Source organism: Mycobacterium sp. NPDC050853, assembly GCF_040653875.1.
In the GTDB taxonomy this organism is placed as follows: Bacteria; Actinomycetota; Actinomycetes; order Mycobacteriales; family Mycobacteriaceae; genus Mycobacterium.
On sequence record NZ_JBFAGW010000001.1, the window covers coordinates 501639 to 521228 of the forward strand.

18 protein-coding genes are annotated in these 19590 nt (G+C 63.5%); 6 read left to right on the forward strand and 12 right to left on the reverse strand.

The window, feature by feature from the left end; genetic code table 11:
* Positions 1-81: 81 nt before the first annotated feature.
* The 3 genes from AB0H22_RS02320 to AB0H22_RS02330 all read right to left on the reverse strand — a co-directional run bounded on the left by AB0H22_RS02320 (position 82) and on the right by AB0H22_RS02330 (position 1889).
* A complete protein-coding gene (locus AB0H22_RS02320; protein ID WP_180748579.1) occupies positions 82-477 on the reverse strand; it encodes a tautomerase family protein in 396 nt (131 codons plus the stop codon).
* A 169-nt stretch (positions 478-646) separates the two neighbouring features.
* On the reverse strand, positions 647-997 hold the full coding sequence (locus AB0H22_RS02325) for a VOC family protein (protein WP_180748580.1): 351 nt from the start codon (positions 995-997) through the stop codon (positions 647-649).
* A 25-nt stretch (positions 998-1022) separates the two neighbouring features.
* The gene (locus AB0H22_RS02330) at positions 1023-1889 is read right to left on the reverse strand and encodes a helix-turn-helix domain-containing protein (protein WP_358144474.1); all 867 of its coding nucleotides are present in this window, start codon (positions 1887-1889) and stop codon (positions 1023-1025) included.
* A 269-nt stretch (positions 1890-2158) separates the two neighbouring features.
* On the opposite strand from AB0H22_RS02330, the gene AB0H22_RS02335 reads away from it, so the two are divergent.
* Positions 2159-2545, forward strand: coding sequence for a hypothetical protein (locus tag AB0H22_RS02335; RefSeq protein WP_180748582.1), 387 nt, complete (start codon positions 2159-2161; stop codon positions 2543-2545).
* A 7-nt stretch (positions 2546-2552) separates the two neighbouring features.
* The gene (locus AB0H22_RS02340; RefSeq protein WP_358144476.1) at positions 2553-3014 is read left to right on the forward strand and encodes a tRNA (cytidine(34)-2'-O)-methyltransferase; all 462 of its coding nucleotides are present in this window, start codon (positions 2553-2555) and stop codon (positions 3012-3014) included.
* Here AB0H22_RS02340 and AB0H22_RS02345 read toward each other — a convergent pair.
* Both AB0H22_RS02345 and AB0H22_RS02350 read right to left on the reverse strand, forming a co-directional pair.
* Positions 3011-6304 (reverse strand): error-prone DNA polymerase, encoded by a 3294-nt coding sequence (locus AB0H22_RS02345; RefSeq protein ID WP_358144478.1) that lies wholly within the window; start codon positions 6302-6304, stop codon positions 3011-3013. The genes AB0H22_RS02340 and AB0H22_RS02345 overlap by 4 nt on opposite strands.
* A 102-nt stretch (positions 6305-6406) precedes the next feature.
* The gene (locus AB0H22_RS02350; protein WP_358144480.1) at positions 6407-7432 is read right to left on the reverse strand and encodes an alcohol dehydrogenase catalytic domain-containing protein; all 1026 of its coding nucleotides are present in this window, start codon (positions 7430-7432) and stop codon (positions 6407-6409) included.
* A gap of 276 nt (positions 7433-7708) precedes the next feature.
* On the opposite strand from AB0H22_RS02350, the gene AB0H22_RS02355 reads away from it, so the two are divergent.
* A complete protein-coding gene (locus tag AB0H22_RS02355) occupies positions 7709-8290 on the forward strand; it encodes a TetR family transcriptional regulator (RefSeq protein WP_180748586.1) in 582 nt (193 codons plus the stop codon).
* A gap of 7 nt (positions 8291-8297) precedes the next feature.
* Positions 8298-9053, forward strand: coding sequence for a nucleotidyltransferase domain-containing protein (locus tag AB0H22_RS02360; protein WP_358144483.1), 756 nt, complete (start codon positions 8298-8300; stop codon positions 9051-9053).
* Here the strand turns inward: AB0H22_RS02360 and AB0H22_RS02365 are convergent.
* The 3 genes from AB0H22_RS02365 to AB0H22_RS02375 all read right to left on the reverse strand — a co-directional run bounded on the left by AB0H22_RS02365 (position 9050) and on the right by AB0H22_RS02375 (position 11812).
* On the reverse strand, positions 9050-10711 hold the full coding sequence (locus tag AB0H22_RS02365; protein WP_358144485.1) for a hypothetical protein: 1662 nt from the start codon (positions 10709-10711) through the stop codon (positions 9050-9052). The genes AB0H22_RS02360 and AB0H22_RS02365 overlap by 4 nt on opposite strands.
* A 127-nt stretch (positions 10712-10838) precedes the next feature.
* Positions 10839-11357: a PH domain-containing protein gene (locus AB0H22_RS02370; protein WP_180748589.1), complete on the reverse strand. Its 519-nt coding sequence runs from the start codon at positions 11355-11357 to the stop codon at positions 10839-10841.
* A complete protein-coding gene (locus AB0H22_RS02375) occupies positions 11354-11812 on the reverse strand; it encodes a hypothetical protein (RefSeq protein WP_358144488.1) in 459 nt (152 codons plus the stop codon). The genes AB0H22_RS02370 and AB0H22_RS02375 overlap by 4 nt, the downstream gene beginning before the upstream one ends.
* Positions 11813-11941: 129 nt before the next feature.
* Here AB0H22_RS02375 and AB0H22_RS02380 point away from each other — a divergent pair, with 129 nt between their 5' ends.
* Together AB0H22_RS02380 and AB0H22_RS02385 are read left to right on the forward strand one after the other, a co-directional pair.
* A complete protein-coding gene (locus tag AB0H22_RS02380; RefSeq protein WP_358144490.1) occupies positions 11942-13957 on the forward strand; it encodes an SDR family oxidoreductase in 2016 nt (671 codons plus the stop codon).
* A 93-nt stretch (positions 13958-14050) separates the two neighbouring features.
* Positions 14051-15082 carry a nucleoside hydrolase gene (locus AB0H22_RS02385; protein WP_358144492.1) on the forward strand — a complete coding sequence of 344 codons (1032 nt, stop codon included), beginning with the start codon at positions 14051-14053 and terminating at the stop codon, positions 15080-15082.
* Positions 15083-15097: 15 nt separating this feature from the next.
* On the opposite strand, the gene AB0H22_RS02390 is transcribed toward AB0H22_RS02385, so the two are convergent.
* From AB0H22_RS02390 to AB0H22_RS02405, 4 genes are all read right to left on the reverse strand, one after another.
* Positions 15098-16642 (reverse strand): DNA polymerase Y family protein, encoded by a 1545-nt coding sequence (locus tag AB0H22_RS02390; RefSeq protein WP_180749697.1) that lies wholly within the window; start codon positions 16640-16642, stop codon positions 15098-15100.
* Positions 16643-16673: 31 nt separating this feature from the next.
* The gene (locus AB0H22_RS02395) at positions 16674-17378 is read right to left on the reverse strand and encodes a hypothetical protein (protein ID WP_358144494.1); all 705 of its coding nucleotides are present in this window, start codon (positions 17376-17378) and stop codon (positions 16674-16676) included.
* A 184-nt stretch (positions 17379-17562) separates the two neighbouring features.
* The gene (locus AB0H22_RS02400) at positions 17563-18234 is read right to left on the reverse strand and encodes a response regulator transcription factor (RefSeq protein ID WP_180748594.1); all 672 of its coding nucleotides are present in this window, start codon (positions 18232-18234) and stop codon (positions 17563-17565) included.
* Complete coding sequence (locus AB0H22_RS02405) at positions 18234-19511, reverse strand: PspC domain-containing protein (protein ID WP_358144497.1); 1278 nt, start codon at positions 19509-19511, stop codon at positions 18234-18236. Before AB0H22_RS02405 ends, AB0H22_RS02400 begins: the two co-directional genes overlap by 1 nt.
* Between the last annotated feature and the right edge of the window lie 79 nt (positions 19512-19590).

The window sequence follows — 19590 nt, forward strand, 5'->3', positions numbered from 1 at the left end:
GAGCCTCGTGGCCGGCTCCGCTGCGCTGTTCCTCGCCGCCGTGAACTATGTCCGGTACAAAATCTAAGGCGAGTTCGGCCTTCAGACGTTCACATCGAAACCCAGGTCGATATCGCAGGCGGCCTGACCGCCTCGGATTCCCCAGTTCTCTAGTGCGCTCTCCCTCAGCGTGATCGTGACGTGATCCGGTGGTATGCCCAGCACAGCAAGGCGTTTCACGATCTCGGCGTAGAGGTTTCGTTTTGCTTGCACAGACCGGCCCGCGAAGCAGTCGATGGAAACGAAGGTGTACAGCTCTGGCTGGGCCAGGCTTGGCGCGTGCGAGAACCGGTGGGGTTCATGCACGACGAGGCGCACATGCTTGTCCCCTTCCGGTATCTGAAAAGCAGTTACGAGCGCACCGTGGACTGCATCGATGATTGCCACCTCTTCGGCCTCGGTGTATAGCCGACGGACCTCGACAACTGAACTGGGCATGCCGTGGATCATCACACGAAGGAGGTACACGGCCAACGGATTTCCCGAACAGCCTCGATCCGCGCCATTGCAAGATCTGGTAGTGCCTTGACACGAAGGGCAGCCAGGCTTGGAGGCATCCGGGGCTCCGTTGACACGGCACTAGCGGCCTGTCAGACACCGGTCCGGGTCAGGTAGTGCCGCCAGCAGGCTGATGCAGTCCGAACCGTACGCCCTGGTCGTCCCTGCAGAATGCGAACCTGCCGAAGTCAGGCTCCTCAGGTCCGGGATCTTCGGCTTCACCACCGAGTTTGCGGACGGATAAGACTGCGGCCTGAATATCCGGGACTCCAAAAAATACGTCGATCCGGCGGTCCTCATCATCGTTGTGCAGCCCGCCTCGCACGCCTCCCGTTTCAAGCCAAGCCTGCCCAGTCGCACCCATTGCGTGTGGTTTCCAGCCGAAGAGCTCCAGGTAGAACTTCTGAGCGCGTACCGCATCGGGCACACCGATCTCGAAGTACGTCGGTTCACCAGTCATCGTGGGGGTTCCTCCTCGATTGGATTCATCTGATGGCGCCAACGCTAGGCCCGCAATCCACCCCCGTCTTGTACAAATGTTCACCGGCCACCGGGATCCCGCATCCCAGCAGGTCGTCGTGCCGTAATCGGGCCCATTCCCCCGGCGAACACCCAGCCAGCATCCGAAAGTCTCTATTGAAATGCGGCTGGTCGAAGTAGCCGCAAGCCAAGGCGATCGAGGAAAGCGATCGATGGCCCGGTGCGGCCAACAACGTCATTGCGCGACTGAAACGAAGCACACGTGCGGCCGCCTTGGGCGTCAGACCGACTTGGCTGCGGAAACGTTTCGCCAATCGAGCACGACTCCAACCGATCTCGGCCAGTATCTCCCCGATGACCGCGGTCCCACCGGTGCGATTCAGCCAATGCCAGACAAATTCGACCTCGGCGTCAGGCTCGGGTCCATCGGCCGCGGCGCGCATGAACATCGAATCGAGCAGGTCGAAACGGTGCGCCCAATCAGATTCAGCAGCAAGGCGTTCAGGCAAATATCGGCCGTTCTGCCCGAACAGATCTTCGAGACTCACCACGCGATTGCTCACTTCGTTCATCGCCAAGCCAGACATTCGATACAACCCGAGCGGCGTCAGCCGCACCTCAACGCAGTGCTGCGCACCCGCATGCAAGGTTGAGATCGGCCCCTGGCTCACACCCGCGCCAAATGATTGCCACATCCGCGGGGACGCATGATCCGCTACATCGGCAACGAGCAGCGGGTCATCAAGTTCGATGATGAGCACCGGCTCGACACTGGCAACCTCGCTGCGCTCGACAGGCCGGTAGGAACACTCGAGAAGTTCGGTATATCCGTGCGCGATACCGGAGAGCGTGGCATCAGCAGATGTAGTCACTGCCTGCCAGGCAGCTTCACCTGTCGCCCCACGCTCGTAGCTTGCCGGACTGCGCATGGTTCCATCCTGCGCCATATCGCGCCGTTAGGAATAGGGATACTGTCACCCGTGTTCCGCATCGTTTTCCATGAATCGAATATCACTCGCTGCTGAACACTTGAGTCCACCGCGCTGCCGATCTTCGACGTGGATTGAACGAAGACCCCGAAGCTTTCGCTTCTCTCCTCGGCGTACAGTGCGCTAATTGGGTTGGACTTGAGGAGGGAACCATGAAGGCTGTCCTGGTTGTACTGGCCGCGTTAATAAGCTGCGCCCCAGTGAGTTATGCCGATCCAGCCAAGTTCTCCAGCAACGCCGACCTTGGTACGTGGCTGGCGTCAAACGGGTTCAGTTGTGTGCTTGCCCTTGATTTTCAGCTGTGCTCGTACCAGGAAAGGGCACATTCGTGGCAGTTTCAGGTAGTCAATGCCGATACCACCGCCAAACGAAAGGGAAGCTGCGCCGCTGGTACGGCGTTAAGCCAAAGTCATCTCCAAGGCGACACTTGGGCACTCTTCTCCGGGAAGGGCGATGGGGCACTATCCGGAATGCTCGAAACACTAGAGGCCAAGGGCTTGACTGACGGGAATATCGTTACCGCATGCGCTTATAACTAGGCCGATTATGTTCAGAATCCTCTTCCACGAGCCCCGGATTGCCCCGAATACCGGGAATGCGATCCGGATGGTGGCGGGCACGGGGTGCGAACTCCATCTGGTGCAGCCGCTCTTCGACCTGTCAGAAGCAAAAGTGCGGCGTGCCGGTCTGGACTATCACGACATGGCGTCTGTGACAGTGCACGAGAGCCTTTCCGCAGCTTGGGATTCGCTGCGACCACAACGGGTGTACGCCTTCACCGCGCACGCGAACGTCGCCTACACCGATATCGCGTACCAGCCGGGCGATGTGCTGCTGTTCGGCCCCGAACCGACCGGCCTGGATCCCGAGATACTCACTGACCCGCATGTCACCGAGCGGGTGCGGATACCGCTGCTGCCGGGCCGCAGGTCGCTCAATTTGTCCAACGCGGCAGCGATCGCGGCGTACGAGGCCTGGCGCCAGCACGGTTTCACCGGAAGCGTCTAACGGAAGTCCCGCGAGGTGGACCGGATACGCAGATCCAGCGGCCGCAGCTGATCGGCCACCACGGTGATGGCGCCGCTGGCGTTTTGCACATGGCCGCGGATGACCAGCGCCTGCGCGGTCACCGCCAGCTTGCGATACCGCGCCCACAAGCCCACCGAGCACACCACGTTCACCATGCCCGTCTCGTCCTCGAGATTGATGAACGTCACCCCGGCCGCAGTGGCCGGACGCTGCCGGTGAGTGACCGCCCCCGCCACCAACACTCGCGCACCGTCAGGCACATCGAATAATCCGCTGGCCGGAACAACCCCCATCTCGTCGAGCCGCGGGCGCAGGAACTGGGTGGGGTACGCATCCGGAGTGACTCCCGTGGCCCACACGTCGGCTGCGGCCTGGGTCACCGCTCCCATCGCAGGAAGTTCGGGGATGCGCGAGGACACCCCGACCCCGGGCAACCGGTCTGGCCGCTGCGCCGCCGCAGCACCTGCCACCCACAGACCCTCCCGCCGCGACATACCAAAACAACCCAGCGCACCGGCGGTGGCCAGGGCCTCGACCTGCGGCGTGGTCAGCTGGATGCGCCCGGTCAGTTCAAGCAGAGAACCAAAGGGGCCGTTCGTATCCCGTTCATCGACGATGGCCTGCGCCAGATCAGTGCCGATATGACGAACCGCGCCCAGGCCTATCCGCACCTCGAGTCCCCGGTTCTCCAAAGTCGCGTAGGACAGGCTCGCACCGACGTCGGGACCATGGACGGTAACGCCGTGTCGGCGCGCATCGGCCACCAGGGACTGCGGAGAATAGAAGCCCATCGGCTGGGCGCGCAGCAGCGCCGCGCAGAACGCGGCCGGATGGTGCAGCTTGAACCACGACGAGTAGAAGACCAGCGAGGCAAAGCTCTGCGCATGACTTTCCGGAAATCCGAAATTAGCAAAGGCGTAAAGCTTTTCATAGATCCGATCGGCCTCACTGCCGGTGATGTCGTGCAGGCGCGCCATGCCTTCATAGAACCTGGCGCGCAGCCTCTCCATTCGCTCGGGTGAGCGTTTGGAGCCCATCGCGCGGCGCAGCTGATCGGATTCGGCGGGACTGAACCCGGCCACGTCAACGGCCAGCTGCATCAGCTGTTCCTGGAACAGCGGAACTCCTAGGGTTTTATCCAACGCGGCCGCCATAGAGGGATGGTCATGCTTCCACGTGCGAGGCTGACCACGTTGCCTCTCATTGTGCCGCTTGATATACGGGTGCACCGAGCCGCCCTGGATGGGGCCGGGCCGGATGAGCGCAACCTCCACCACCAGGTCGTAGAAGCACTGCGGTTTCAGCCGTGGCAGGGTAGCCATCTGCGCGCGCGATTCCACCTGAAACACCCCCACCGAGTCGGCGCGCGCCAACATCTCGTACACCGCCTGCTCCGATAGATCGATCTGGGCCAGGTCGACCTTGATGCCCTTATGATCGCGGACCAGGTCGATGCAGTAGTGCAGCGCCGAGAGCATGCCCAGACCCAGCAGATCGAACTTCACCAAACCCACTGCGGCGCAGTCATCTTTATCCCACTGCAACACGCTGCGGTTCTCCATGCGCGCCCATTCAACGGGCACCACGTCGGCCAGCGGCCTATCGCAGATCACCATGCCGCCCGAGTGGATACCCATATGTCGGGGGAAGTTCCGGATCTGCTGGGCCAGGTGAATCACCTGCGACGGAATACCGTCGGCCTCGGCGGCATCAGCCAGCCCACCCCAATGCCCGAGCTGCTTGCTCCATGCATCCTGCTGCCCTTGCGAATATCCGAGAGCTTTGGCCATGTCCCGCACCGCCATCCGGCCACGATAGGTGATGACATTGGCCACCTGAGCGGCATACTCCCGGCCGTACTTGTTGTATACGTACTGGATGGCCTGCTCGCGCAGATCGGATTCGATATCGATATCGATATCCGGAGGCCCATCCCTTGCCGCGGAAAGGAAGCGCTCAAAGAGCAGACCGTTGGCCACCGGATCGACGTTGGTGACACCGAGTGCGTAACAGACCGCCGAATTGGCAGCCGACCCGCGGCCCTGGCACAGAATCTTGCTGCGGCGGCAGAACTCCGTGATGTCGTGCACCACCAGGAAATACCCCGGGAAGTTGAGCTGCGCAATGATTCCCAGTTCCCGTTCGATCTGACCGTATGCCTTCTCCGCTGCCACCCTGGGGCCGTACCGGCGTGCGGCACCCTCCAGGGCAAGGTGCCGCAACCAGCTGTCCTCGGTATGCCCAGCCGGGACGCCGAACGGCGGTAGTTCGGGCGCAATGAGCTTCAGGTCGAAGGCACACGCCTCCCCCAGCTCGGCCGCTGCGGTCACCACCTGCGGGCAGTGTGAGAACAGCCGTGCCATCTCGTCCCCAGAACGCAGATGAGCTCCGCCCACTGGGTCCAGCCATCCCGCGGCATCATCGAGGCTCTTGCGTGCCCGTACGGCCGCCATCGACATGGCCAGCCGGCCGCTATCGGGTGTGGCGAAATGTGCTGCGGTAGTGGCGATCATTCCCGTACCGAACTTCGGCGCCAGCGCGGCGAGCACAGCATTGCGTTCGTCCTCGTCCGGGTGCCCGTGCCTGCCAAGCTCGACGCTGACCCGACTTGCTCCGAACCGGTCCACGAGACCGGCAAGCGCCTTCTCCGCGGCGGCCGGGCCACCATCGGCGAGCGCGCGCCGCACGTGCCCCTTGCGGCAACCTGTCAGGATGTGCCAGTGCCCTCCGGCCGCCTCGGTCAATGCGTCAAGGTTGTAGCGCGGCTTACCTTTCCGGTCCTTGGGCGTGCCGCCTGACAGATGCGCTGCGGCCATCTGCCGCGAGAGCCGCCGGTACCCTTCCTGCCCGCGGGCCAGTACCAGCAGATGTGTGGAGTCCTCGGTATTTCCCTGCCCACCAAGGGATAGTTCCGCACCGAACACCGTGGGCAGGCCAAGTTCTTTCGCCGCTTCCGCAAAACGGACCACACCGTAGAAACCGTCATGGTCGGTAAGCGCCAGCGCCTTCAGGTCCAGGCGCGCCGCCTCTTGCGCCATCTCCTCGGGAAGGCTGGCACCGTCGAGGAAGCTGAACGCCGAGTGCGCATGCAGTTCCGCATAGGGCATCCCCGAACGCCGGCGCTCACGAGTGGCCGGCTCATAGGGCGGGCGCTTGCGGCTCCAGGCCGGGCCATCTCCACCATCGCCCGGGGGCGCATGAGGACTCGGGCGCCCGTTGAGCACCCGCTCCATCTCCGCCCACGTCGGCGGGCCATGCGACCAGCCCATTCACACAGTGTATCGAACATATGTTCGCAACAATATTCAGGTGAGGATCTCGCGATCCGGGCCCTTGGACGGGTGCGGTAGCGCCCGCCCAAGGACGGCCGATCAGCCGGTTTTGGACGGGGTGAAGACGCCTCGGAAGCGGACCTTCCCCGAAACGAGCCGGTCGTATGCTTCGGTGGCTTGATCCAGGGAGTAGGTCTCGATGATGGGTGTGACCTTGCCCTTGGCGGCGTAGTCGAGTATCTCGCCAAGCCGCTGCTGGCCGCCATGTGTAGAGCCGATGACCTTCTGGCGCATCATGTGAAACGGCACAGCCCCAGATGAGATTTTGAACGGGTGGTTGAAGTCCAGGCCGCTTAGAGCCACCCTGCCGTCCGGGCGCAGACCGGCCATCGCCTCCTGGGCGGTGGCGAACGCATTCGTGGTCACCATCAGCACATCAGCCCCGCCGATGTCGAGCAGCTCCTGCCCGTTGGCCACCACATGATCAGCCCCCAGCTGCAAGGCAAGGTCGCGCTTGTCCGGGGAATGGGTGATCGCGATCGTCTCGAACCCGCTGGCCTTGGAAAGCTGCAGCGCGACATGGCCAAGACCACCGATACCGACCACTGCCACCCGCTCATGGGGCTGGGGCTCGACGTCCCGGAAGCTGCTCCACGTGGTGTAACCGGCGCACATGATCGGTGCGGCCAGCTCATAAGACAGCCCGTCGGGCAGCAGCACCGTGCCCTCGGCGGACAGCGCGATGTACTCGGCATGACCACCCTGGGCGGCAAAACCCGAGGTTCGCGGATTGACACACCGCACCGCGGTCTGCCCGGTCAACGGACGATTCTCGCGGCAATAGGCACACCGCCCACACGCCGACTGCACCCAAGTGGCGCCCACCCGGTCACCGACCTCGCGGGTGCGCACACCCGCGCCCACCTCAACGACCTCACCCACAATTTCATGGCCGGGGGTCTGGGGGTAAATATCGCCGCCAAAGCCCTGCGTGGCCCACGCATCGGTGTAACACATGCCAGAGGCATGCACCCTGACCAGCACCTGCCCCGGCTCCGCCGTCGGGGTGGGCACCTCCTGAACCTCCCACGGCCGATTGGCTCCAGTCATCACGATTGCCTTCATAAAAATCGACTCCTCAACTCGTCATCAACAATGCCCACGCCGTCCAACGGAGCTGCGTCACACGGCAACCAACAAATACTGGCTAACTGTCCAGATAGCCCGAACACTAGTGCAGGCAGTATCGCAAATCAATAACTAGATAGTTACCTCTCGCGATACGAGGTTCCGAAGTTAAATGAACGACGCGCTAGCACTCACTAAGTACTGCCAGATGGCACACAACCACCCTCGCGGCGAAGAATTAGTAACTGAATAGTTACCTTTAGGCTCAGGAATATGCCGCCTGACGCTTCTGCCACCAAGAAGCGCCTGCTCGACGCCGCATATGCTGAGTTTGCGGAGTACGGGCTCGCCGGGGCCCGCGTCGACCGGATAGGTGCCGCGGCCGGAGCCAACAAGCGGCTGCTCTACGTCTACTTCACCAACAAGGAAACACTCTTCGACATTGTCGTCGCACACTCCATCGAGCAGATGTCCGAGGCGGTTCCGTTCACCCCCGAAGACTTGCCCGGGTATGCAGGTGCGTTGTTCGACCACCTGGTGAAAAGCCCTCAGCATCTCCGCCTGGCGACCTGGGCACAGCTCGAACGTCTCGATGCCGGCCCCTCGGAGACGAATGCCTACGCGACCAAAATCAAGGCCATCGCGGACACCTATCCTTCGGATGGCGATCTGGAACCGGCCGACATCCTGGCGCTCACTCTCGGATTGACCACCGCCTGGCTTGGTGCCTCATCGGCACTACGCGCACAGTCAGCAGCCGAACCCTTCTCCCCTGAACGCCTAGCCCGCCATCGCGCCACACTCATAGCGGCCGTCGAAGCGCTCATCTCGACGCAGGACGATCCGCGGCGCTGAACCCACTATGGCCGCATCCGACGCTGAGTTTCTCGAATCCGTTACAGACGGTCTTGCCGCACTGTCCAATGTCGAAGCGGTGACGCTGGGTGGCTCCCGCGCGCAAGGCACGCAGCGACCGGACAGCGACTGGGACCTGGCGGTCTACTACCGCGGCGATTTCGACCCCGAGGAACTCCGCCGAATCGGCTGGGAGGGAGAGGTCTCCGAGCTCGGCGCTTGGGGCGGCGGCGTGTTCAACGGCGGCGCATGGCTCCGCATCGACGACCGCGACGTCGATGTGCACTACCGCAACCTGGCGGTCGTGGAGGAGCAACTGCACCATGCACAGCACGGCGAGTTCCATATCGAGCCGCTGATGTTCCACCTCGCGGGAATCCCCAGCTATCTGGCGGTAGGCGAACTCGCTCTCAACCGCGTGCTCCGAGGGACGTTACCCCGACCGGAATACCCTGCAGCACTTCGCGAATCGGCGTCTAAGACGTGGCAGGAACGCGCCGCACTGAACCTGATCTACGCAGAGAAGAACCATGCACCACACGGACGGGTGACCCAGACCGCTGGACTGCTCGCAGTCGCCGCCACGGAGTACGCCCACGCCGCACTCGCCACACGCGGCGAGTGGGTGACCAACGAGAAACGTCTACTCGACAGCGCGGGACTCTCGGCTGTACACACGATTCTCGCGGACCTCTCACCCGACCCGAACGCGCTCAGACAAGCCGTTCACGAGATCCGCGAGCTCGGCGAAAGCCGCATCTAACCGGCGATCTTCGCCCGGAACGGGCCACCCACACTGTTGAACAGCAGGTCCCCGTTAGGCAGACCCTCGATGAGCGCATAGGCGCCGTTGCCCAGATTCGACTGGCCAAATATGGTGCGATGCACTGTTTCTCCGGTCTTCCAATCCAAGCCGGTGACTTCCCAGCCGTCGGCCTTGGTATAGCCATTGAGGAACACGACGCCCGAGGAGGTCGACACCGCAGGCACCATCGAGGTAGACACCACGTCCCCCCTTGCCCACGCCGAGGCCCAGCGATGCCCCTTGGGGTCCCATTCGAACCGCTCCACACCCTGCGGAGCAGGTGATACCGGGCCGTTGGCGAGCACATCGACCAGCCGATCCGGGGAACCTCCGGCGCCGATGTTTTGCACCACGAAAGCCCCGTAGCCGGTAGCCACCACCGATTGCTCGCTCTGGATAAACTCCGGCAGCGGCTCCTTCAGGCCCGCGGTGACCTGAATCTGATCGGCGATCCGATTGGATTTGACGCCTGGCTTCTGCTGGAAACCCTCCGGAATCTTGTTCCGCCAGAAGGCAACCAGCTTCATTCTGTCGGCACCGTCGGTGATGACGACGAGCTCATCGGAGTCCTTGCCAAACCCCATCAGAGTCGGCGTGGATCCCGTGCCAATACCGAATTTCACCGCGGGGGGCTGCCGCCCGAAGTCGTAGGGAGACGACCACGCACCGTCAGCCTCGTCGGTCGACAGTTTCGAACCCGTCCAGACGACCTTGCGCATGAGCTTGTCCGAGGCCACATAGATGCCGTTTTTATCATCCACGGCAATCGAATTCGACACGGTCTCGTCATCGCCAAACCGGATCTGCTGAATCGGAGGAGCGTCGAGGCCGCGGTTGAGGACAGCGAGTGCCCGGTTGGACTGCACCAGCAGATGCCCGTCGTAGGTCATCGACACACCGACGATGCCCTCGGGAGCGCCGAGCGTCGTCATGCCTTTGCCCAGATAGGGTTTGAAGTCGTAGGTCTTCGCTACCTTGATGCCCGCGGCCGGATTGTCCTTGTTCTCCAGCCCGAACTTGAGGATCTCGGCGTTCTGCGTCACGTAGTACAGCTGGTTGTCCTTATCGACCGCGCCGTAGACGCCGTTGATGAGTCGCTGCCATGTCGCCCCTCCCCAGTGATCCCGAATCGCGGCCTCGATCTGCTCGACGCTGCTGAATTTCTGATTGAGCACCACATCGAGATCCTGGACCGAGATCGGCGGTACACCTGGGGTTTCCAGCGATGCCACCTCACGGAATCCACCATCGGAGACATCCACATAGCGGACACCCGATGACGAGCTCACCCACATGTACTGCGGCGAAGTGGAGGCCATCGTGATGATGTTGACCGGACCACCGGGCACGCGCGGCATCGCGGCGGGATCGATATGGAAGGTGCCCCGCGGGATGGGGTCGGCGAAGCTGTCGGTCTGCGCGGAGTCGATATGCGTGATGCCGTACTTCTCCGCCGAAAGATAGGGGTTGCGCGCAGGCCCGTCGACCTGACCGCCATTCGGTGCGGCACCCGGCCCGGAATGGTGTGCGGTCTCTTTGCCGCAGCCCGCCAGGACAAGCAGCGCGCAGCTGGCGATTGCCATTGCGCCCCGGATCCAACCCTGTTTCCGCTCCATCAGCCAGCTCCCATGTCTGAGCACAGTAAACAATCAGAATTATTGTCGGAGAACGTATTTAGTTGACGACAGTGCATCGATGCTAACACTTGTGAACTCGCGAAGGGCTTGGAACGACGTCACATCATTAATGGACGGAAGCCTCGTCAACTCCGGCGAATAACCACTCAACGACCTGCCGCGCGGTATCGGCATCAATCCCGACGATCCGCAGCTCGCCTTGATCCGCCCGCACCCGCACCGCCGCCAACCCAAAAACCCGTGACAACGGATCCTGACGCAGCTCCACCGTGCGCACCAGAGCCAGCGGGATAACCCACAATGACTTCTGCCACAACGTCTTCGATGCAACGTACGCCAGGTTGTCGTCCAGAACACCCCACCGATAGGTCCGGTAACGCTGCAGTGGCCGGAGCACCACCCACGCCACTGCACACGAAAGACACAGCAGTCCCAGCACGGCCACGAGATGCTCCATTGCGGTTGTCGCATGCGCGGGGAGGGCGGTCCCCGTCCACACCGCGGCGACCATGACGATCAGAGGTGTCGATGCCAGTGCATACTGGACGGCCCAGAGCACGGGCGCCGACCTGCTGGCACCGAATCCGGCCGGTGCCGCACGCTCTATTGGCGGAGCATCGATCATGACCCGTCCCCCATCGCCGGAGCGAACCGACGCATCCAGAACTGCCGAATCGTCACGGCGGCAAGGACAAACACCAGAATCGCAGTCGGCGACCACATGATCGTACGGTCGAGATCACCGAACGCATAGGCGATCAACCCCAGCGATACGAATGGGATGAGCACCGTCACCACCGCCCGCCACCGTCGGATAATCAGCAGCTCGACCACGGCCGAGATCACCACGATCACGAACGCGATGAACACCACCACGCCCACCATCTGCACGGTGGGGTCAAACGGGACGTAGTCGGCATAGTGGCGCGGCATCCCATCGGTAAGCGGGGTGTACGCGGTCCACCCGAAATCCCAGCCCTGCGGGCTCAGCCCTCGGTTCACCAGCACGGCTATCACGAACACCCACCAGGCAGCGTTGCCCGTGATGCGGGCAGCACTGAACACCTGGGAGTTCGACATTCCTGGAGTATCCCCTATGGCTAACTCGCCAGTGACGAACTTGTCACACATCGTTGACGAAATACCCGCAAACGGCAACGATTACTCCAAACGGGCCGATAGGCGGCCTAACAGTCTCAGGGGTAGCACGTGAAATACATCGTCACCGGCGGCACCGGCTTCATCGGACGACGGATTGTGACCCGCATCCTGGAGACCCAGCGCAATGCCGAAGTCGCCGTCCTGGTGCGGCGTGAATCCTTATCCCGGTTCGAAAAGCTCGCCGAACAATGGGACGACCGCGTGCGGCCGCTGGTGGGTGACCTCACCCAACCCGACCTCGGTCTGCCTACCGAAGGTGATCCGGTCACCGCCGATCACATCGTGCACTGTGCCGCGATCTACGACGTCACCGTGGACGACAAGGCGCAGCGTGCCGCGAACGTGGAGGGTACGCGGTCGGTCATCGCACTGGCCAAGCGTGCCGGCGCCACCTTGCACCACATCTCCTCCATTGCCGTGGCCGGAAGCTACGAAGGCGAGTTCACCGAAGACGACTTCGACGTCAACCAGGATCTGCCATCGCCGTACCACCAGACCAAGTTCGAGGCCGAACTGCTGGTGCGCTCGGAACCCGTTCTGCGCTACCGGATTTACCGTCCAGCCGTCGTGGTCGGCGATTCCAAGACCGGCGAGATGGACAAGATCGACGGGCCGTACTACTTCTTCGGGATACTGACAAAGCTGGCGCGGCTTCCCCGGTTCACCCCCATGCTGCTGCCGAAGGCCGGGCGCTCCAATATCGTCCCGGTCGACTACGTCGTCGATGCCACCGTCGAGCTGATGCACCAGGAGGGGCGTGACGGCCAGGCCTTCCACCTGACCAACCCGTCGGTGACCTATCTGCGCGATATCTACTCGGGAATCGCCTCCGCCGCGGGACTGCCTCCGGTGCGCGGGTCCCTTCCCCACTCCGTCGCCACACCGTTCCTGAAAGCCCGTGGCACACTGAAGGTCTGGCGCAACATGGTCGTCACTCAGCTCGGCATCCCACCCGAGGTCATCGACATCACCGAGATCATGCCCACCTTTGTCTCCGAGGTGACGCAGGAAGCCTTGCGCCCCAGCGGGATCACTGTCCCCGACTTCGGCAGCTATGCCGGCAAGCTGTACGAGTACTGGCGCAGGAACCTCGACCCCGAGCGGTACCGCCGCAATGACCCAGCAGGGCCGCTGGTTGGCCGGCATGTCATCATCACCGGCGCCTCCAGCGGCATCGGGCGCGCCGCGGCCATCTCGGTGGCGCAGCGCGGCGGCACCGTGTTCGCGGTGGCGCGTGATGTCGAGGCGCTGGATCGATTGGTCGCCGAGATTCGCGAGGACGGCGGCAAGGCGCACGCGTTCCCATGCGATCTCACCGACTACTCGGCGGTCGACGACACCGTCAAGAGCATCCTCGGCCAGTTCGGGCATGTCGACTACCTGGTGAACAACGCCGGCCGCTCGATCCGCCGATCAGCGGTGAACACCGTCGACCGATTCCATGACTACGAACGGGTCATGGCCATCAACTACTTTGGCGCCGTGCGGCTGGTGCTGGCGCTGCTTCCCCATTGGCGGGAAAGGAAATTCGGCCACGTCGTCAACGTGTCGACAGCCGGAGTGCAGACCCGCAACCCCAAGTACGCCTCATACATCCCCACCAAGGCTGCGCTGGACGCCTTCTCCGATGTTGTTGCGACCGAGACGGTGTCGGATCACATCACCTTCACCAACATCCATATGCCACTGGTAAAGACGCCGATGATCCAGCCATCCAACAAGCTGAACGTGGTGCCGGGGCTTACCCCAGAACACGCCGCCGCCATGGTGGTTCGCGGTCTCGTCGAAAAGCCGACGCGGATCGACCACCCGATGGGCACCTACGCAGATATCGGCCGGTACCTGACACCGAAGTTGACCCGGCGAATCATGCATCAGATGTATCTGGCGTATCCGGATTCCAAGGCTGCGCGCGGACTCGAACCCGTCGATGAGCGCCGCGACTTGTCGACGTCGCGGCGCCGCCCGAAGGCAGCCAAACGAGTCACTGCGGTGTCGAAAAAATTTCGTGTTCCGCGCCCCATCAAGCAGGCGGTGCGCTTGATCCCCGGAGTGCATTGGTGACCGATCCGGTCTGCCATACGACTTTATGAATCGCCGGCGCTCTACCGCTTGTCGAATCCTTGAGCCGAGCTAACTGACGGTAGGTTGACGTCCATGGTTCCCGTTTTTGCCGACGTCGATACCGGAGTCGATGACGCATTAGGTTTGATCTATCTCCTCGCTAGCGAGGATGTGGAGATCGTCGGTATCGCCTCTACTGCGGGCAATGTCTCGGTGGACCATGTTTGCGCGAACAATCTGGGCCTTCTCGAGTTATGCGGCGCCCCCCAGATTCCGGTGTCGAGGGGTGTGGCCGAGCCGTTGAGTGCGACACTGCGCACCGCGGAGGACACCCATGGCCCCACCGGGCTCGGGTATGCGGTGCTGCCGGAATCCACACGCACGCTCACCGATTACGACGCCGCCGAGGCATGGGTGAAGGCCGCGCACGCACACCCCGGCGAGCTGGTGGGTCTCGCGACCGGCCCGCTCACCAATCTGGCACTCGCCCTGCGCACCGAGCCCGAGTTGCCCAAACTTCTCAAACGACTCGTGATCATGGGTGGCTCCTTCGACTACCCGGGCAACACCACGCCGGTGGCGGAATGGAATGTCGTTGTGGATCCGGGTGCGACGGCAGAGGTGTACGCCGCCTGGGGAGCCGCTGACGTACAAGAGCTTCCGATCGTATGCGGCCTGAATCTCACCGAGACGATCGCCATGACACCAGAGCACCTGGTCAAGCTGGCCGAGTCGGCGGGCGCCACCACCACTGCCCTCTCGGTGCTCGACCTTCCGTCGAGCCGTTCATCGGCAAGCAACTCGCTGCTGCGGTTCATCGAAGACGCGGTGCGCTTCTATTTCGAATTCCACATGAAGCAGGACGAAGGCTTCTTAGCTCATATGCACGATCCGTTCGCCGCTGCGGTGGCACTGGATCCATCACTGGTGCAAACCCGTTCCGCGACCGTCGATGTGGAACTGACCGGCGATCTGACCCGTGCGATGACAATCGCCGACTGGAAGGGACAGTGGGGCCAGAAGCCCAATGCGCAGATCGCCGTGGAGACCGACCCCGCGGTGTTCTTTGAGCGATTCATCGAGCGAGTGAGTTTGTTCGCACGAAAATTTGATGGAGATACCTGACACTCGGCGAAAACGTCATTCGTACACACCCTCCACATACCAGCGTTGCCTGCGGAAATGCAGGAGCAGTGCCTGGCCGCCACCCTTGTCTTCGAGCAGCACCTGCGCCCTCGCCGCCACCGAAACGGAAGCCGGCTCCCGCTCCTCCCACCATCGCTCGTCGATCGGCCATGGCCCCGCCCACCAGCTCAGCTCCCAGCGGCCATTGCCCCGGCGAACCCTGGCCGGCTCCCCCGAGAACATTCCCCGCCCTGTCACCGTCACCGGCGTTCCGTCGATGTCCAACAACTCCACCGGCTCGTCGGATAGCACCGTCGGAGCCGGATCGGGCAACCTCCCGGGCCACGGAGCATCCGGATCGGCTCGCGGCCTCAATTCATCTCCTAAGGGCACCAAGGTAATTCGTTCGGACGGGCCACGCCCGCCGCTGACCACTCCCACCTGTACCGACTCCTCTCCCAATAAATCCTGAACTCGTGTCAGCGCGCGACGGGCCCGCTGGCGTTCCTCGGCGCCCACCGCTCCCCACAACGTCAACTGCAACGCCTCTGCAGCCACCACCTCGACCGGCTCCAGCCGCAGCATGGCCACCGGTCCATCCAGAGACCGGCGCCGGGCAAGCCAGCCGTCAAGCTGCCAGCGCACGCGGTCGGCGGTCGCCTCCTCGGTGAGCGGTTCGGCGCACCGCCACACCCGGGACAACTCCTGCCCATCCACCGTGACCGCGTGAATGGCCAACCGGGAGCAGGCCACTCCAGCCGAGGACAGCACCTCGTGCAGACTCACCGCCAGCGTCCGTCCCGCGAAAGCCGCCGCATCCACCCGATCGATCGGCGGATCGCACGGCAGCTCGACTCCCAGCTCAGCCGGTACCGAGTGCCCCGATGGAGGGCGCTGCGGTTCGGCTCGCGCATGGTGGTGTGCCCGTACCGCGTCATCGTCGAACCGCGAGGCGACGTCCGAACGCGCTAGCTCCGCGAACGCACCGATGGTTCGTATTCCCATACGCCACAACAGGTCTACCAAGTCTTCACGTTGCGGTTGACACAGGCTGGGTTCGGCGGCCATCTCCTTGATCGACAACGACGCCAGGAACTCCGCATCACCACCTGGCGGCACCAGTGCCGCATGCCGCGCGGCGTACACCGCGGTGGACATCTGATCGGCGATGCCAACCTGGCATTCCGCCCCGGCCACCGATACCGCATCGGCCAGCCGTTCCGCCGCGGCCTGCTCACTGCCGAAGTACCGGGCGGCGCCGGTCACCGGCAGCGCCATCAGCCCGGGGCGCAGGATCTCGGCCCCCGGCACCAGATCATCCACCGCGGTAATCATCGGCTCGAAGAACCGCGCATCCCGATCGGCATCGGCCACCGCGATATGCAGTTGCGGACAACGAGCTTGGGACTCTCGGCGCCGCATACCCCGTCGCACCCCGAGCGCCCGCGCGGCAGCAGTGCATGCCGTCACCCTGTTGGCCAGGGTCACTGCCACGGGTCTGGTGGCAGGAAGATCGGCCATCGCCGCAGCGGCCACCGCCGGCCAGTCCGGGCACCACATCGCCAGCACCCGTGGCGCTTTACGCTGCCTTTTATGCGAACCTGATCGCACCACGGCCGCCACACACCTCCCCGGCAGCCCTGGGCGCCCTGCGTCCCACTGACCGCACTGCCGTCCGCACCCCACGGATCCGGCCCAGACCGCAGGCGGAAATTCCGTCATAACCGGTTACCCGCGCCTGCAACCGCACCGCGGCGCCTTCCCAGTCCCCATCGGCGACCAGCAGCGTGCATCCGTTGCCGTGCGCCCGGGCCACTATCGCTCGCGCCGACGTCGAAGTCACCTTTCGCCCACCCAGACCCAGCACCACCAGATCCATCCCGTCCATGAGCACCGAGGCCACCTCCACGGCACTCAGGCCCGGGTGGGGAATCAACGCCAGGCGACTCAGGTCCGCCCCCCGCTCCACCGCCGCCAGCACACTCATATCCGGCATGCCCACGATCGCGGCGTACCCGCCCGCCGCAGTCACCGAAGCCACCACATCCAAGGGCAGCGATCGGGCCCCGCTGGCCACCGCAACCGTGCCGCGCCGCAACACGTGGCCTATCGATCCGGCCAGCACATCTGATACCGGCAGCAAAGATTGCGCGTCCGGCAGGACCTCGTGAAAACGCCCCGCCGACGACTGGTCCCCGCCAACCTTCCCCGATATCGCCGCCATCTGCTTCCGGAGCTTTTGTAGCTGGTCAGCACGGTTTACCAGCGCCTCCTCGGCGGCCGCCACTGCCGTCACAACCGCACCTCCAGACACACTCGACTAGAACATATGTTCGATGCCTGGAGTAAACACCCACCCCCCGACAACCGTCAAGGCGGGAGGTACGGGCTGCGCCCCATGCTGGCCCCATCCGCCGACACGCCGCATTGCGGCGGATTCGTGTCGCACATGTCCGCCACAAGGCGGCGTGTCGGCGGACCTAGTCGAGCTGGCGGGTATGCGCCCAGCGGGTCAGCGCGTTACGGTTGGATTGCTGCGTCTTGCGCAGCACATTGGAGGCATGCGTCTCCACCGTCTTCACCGAGATCACCAGATCCTCGGCGATCTCCCGGTAGGTGTATCCGCGGGCGAGGAGCCGCAGCACCTCAAGCTCACGTGGAGTCAACGAATCCAGCTCCGGATCCAGCGCCGGCTCAGGGATATTCGAGCGGCCCGTGAACGAATCAAGCACGAACCCGGCCAGCCGCGGACTGAACACCGCATCCCCGCCGGCCACCCGGCGCACCGCATCGGCCAGTTCGCGCCCCGAAATCGTCTTGGTGACATAGCCTCTGGCTCCAGCCCGGATCACCGCGATGACATCCTCGGCCGCATCAGACACGCTGAGCGCCAGAAAGACCGGCGATGAGCCGCTTGCGCGAAGAGAATCCGGCCCGGAGCCGCTTGTCCCGTTGATGACGGCAACTCCACCACCAGCTGGCATGTGCACATCCAGCAGCACCACATCCGGTGCAGTGGCCCTGATCCCGGCCACTGCCTCGGCGACCGAACCTGCCTCACCCACGATCTCGATATCCGATTCGCCGGACAGCTCCGCCCGCACCCCAGACCGGAACACACCGTGATCATCGACCAGAAATACCCGCAGCATCACGCTTCTTTCTCGTCGGCATCAAGGGTCCTGTACGGCAGGGTAATTCCCACCTCGGTGCCCTTGCCGATCTCCGATTTCACCTGCACCTGCCCACCCCGACGCATCACCCTGGCCTTGATGGAACGCACGATGCCCTGCCGGTCCGGAGATACCGCCTCGGGATCGAATCCCTTACCGCGATCCCGGATGAAAACACTGATCTGGCCGGGCTCCACCTCGGCATACAGGTTGATATCCGATTGCCCAGAGTGCTTGGCTGCGTTGACCAGTGCCTCGCGGGTTGCCCCGACCAGCGCCCGCCCGGTCTCCGGTTCCAGGGACAGATCGGCATCACCAACAATCACCGAACTGACCACCACGGTGTGGGCGTCCTCGACCTCCCCGGCCACGGCGCGCAGTTCTTGAGCCAATGACGAGTCGGAGGAATCCCCTGATGAGAACAGCCAACTGCGCAGTTCCCTCTCCTGGCTGCGGGCCAGCCGCAGCACCTCACCGGGATTATCGGTGCGCTTCTGGATCAACGCCAGCGTCTGGAGCACCGAATCATGCAGATGCGAGGCGATCTCGTCGCGCTCCTCTGTGCGGATACGCGCGGCACGCTCGGCACCGAGTGCGCGCCACAGCCGCAACCACAACGGCACCGTCAGCAGCACCGCGCCCACCAAGGTGGCCGCAATGGCCACCAACGAATCACGCAAGGAGGACAGGTCCACATTGCGTAAAACCACGACCGCGATCCCGCCGAAGACCAATGTCGCACCGGCGATCACCCGAACCCAGGTCAGCATCGACGGCCTGCCTGATGCTCCCAGCACCGCTGAACTTGGCCCCTGCGTATCGAATTCGCGCCACACCACGGCAAGCCCGACCGCAGCCAGCACCACCGGGAAGATCAATGATGACGTCGAACCGCTGACCGTCGACATCAAAATGACCAGCGCGGCAAAACTCAATAACAACAGCCCGGTCGCCCGCCTGCGGTCGGTCGCGCTCACCGCAGTGACGTCATCGCCCGGTGGCATCAGCATCCACAGCAACCCGTACGCCGCGACGCCCATACCGCTGGCCGCCCCCAACACCGCGAAGACAAGACGCACCCGAAACACCGGCACGCCGAGATGGTCTGCAATACCCCCGGCCACACCGGCGACCACCCGCCCACCGGTACGCCGGCGCAACGGCGGGGCGGCCGTCAGCCGATTCCCGTCCGCGAAGGCATTCCGAAACTTGGGGCTCACCCCTGCGATCCTGCCATGACCAGCTCCGCCCGCCATCGGGCTTATCCCTGAACCCTCGCCGCGCAAAGATCAGGGTGAATCCCGATGGCGGACATACGTGCGGCTCGGCAACTAT

Bases quoted from the DNA above. Each gene is read 5' to 3' on its own strand.
- AB0H22_RS02375 (WP_358144488.1), bottom strand. From the start codon at position 11,812: ATGTCGAACTCCCAGGTGTTCAGTGCTGCCCGCATCACGGGCAACGCT.
- AB0H22_RS02405 (WP_358144497.1), bottom strand. From the start codon at position 19,511: ATGGCGGGCGGAGCTGGTCATGGCAGGATCGCAGGGGTGAGCCCCAAG.
- AB0H22_RS02390 (WP_180749697.1), bottom strand. From the start codon at position 16,642: ATGTGGTGCCCGGACTGGCCGGCGGTGGCCGCTGCGGCGATGGCCGAT.
- AB0H22_RS02370 (WP_180748589.1), bottom strand. From the start codon at position 11,357: ATGATCGATGCTCCGCCAATAGAGCGTGCGGCACCGGCCGGATTCGGT.
- AB0H22_RS02335 (WP_180748582.1), top strand. From the start codon at position 2,159: ATGAAGGCTGTCCTGGTTGTACTGGCCGCGTTAATAAGCTGCGCCCCA.
- AB0H22_RS02320 (WP_180748579.1), bottom strand. From the start codon at position 477: ATGCCCAGTTCAGTTGTCGAGGTCCGTCGGCTATACACCGAGGCCGAA.
- AB0H22_RS02350 (WP_358144480.1), bottom strand. From the start codon at position 7,432: ATGAAGGCAATCGTGATGACTGGAGCCAATCGGCCGTGGGAGGTTCAG.
- AB0H22_RS02325 (WP_180748580.1), bottom strand. From the start codon at position 997: ATGACTGGTGAACCGACGTACTTCGAGATCGGTGTGCCCGATGCGGTA.
- AB0H22_RS02400 (WP_180748594.1), bottom strand. From the start codon at position 18,234: ATGCTGCGGGTATTTCTGGTCGATGATCACGGTGTGTTCCGGTCTGGG.
- AB0H22_RS02355 (WP_180748586.1), top strand. From the start codon at position 7,709: ATGCCGCCTGACGCTTCTGCCACCAAGAAGCGCCTGCTCGACGCCGCA.
- AB0H22_RS02360 (WP_358144483.1), top strand. From the start codon at position 8,298: ATGGCCGCATCCGACGCTGAGTTTCTCGAATCCGTTACAGACGGTCTT.
- AB0H22_RS02345 (WP_358144478.1), bottom strand. From the start codon at position 6,304: ATGGGCTGGTCGCATGGCCCGCCGACGTGGGCGGAGATGGAGCGGGTG.
- AB0H22_RS02385 (WP_358144492.1), top strand. From the start codon at position 14,051: ATGGTTCCCGTTTTTGCCGACGTCGATACCGGAGTCGATGACGCATTA.
- AB0H22_RS02365 (WP_358144485.1), bottom strand. From the start codon at position 10,711: ATGGAGCGGAAACAGGGTTGGATCCGGGGCGCAATGGCAATCGCCAGC.
- AB0H22_RS02340 (WP_358144476.1), top strand. From the start codon at position 2,553: ATGTTCAGAATCCTCTTCCACGAGCCCCGGATTGCCCCGAATACCGGG.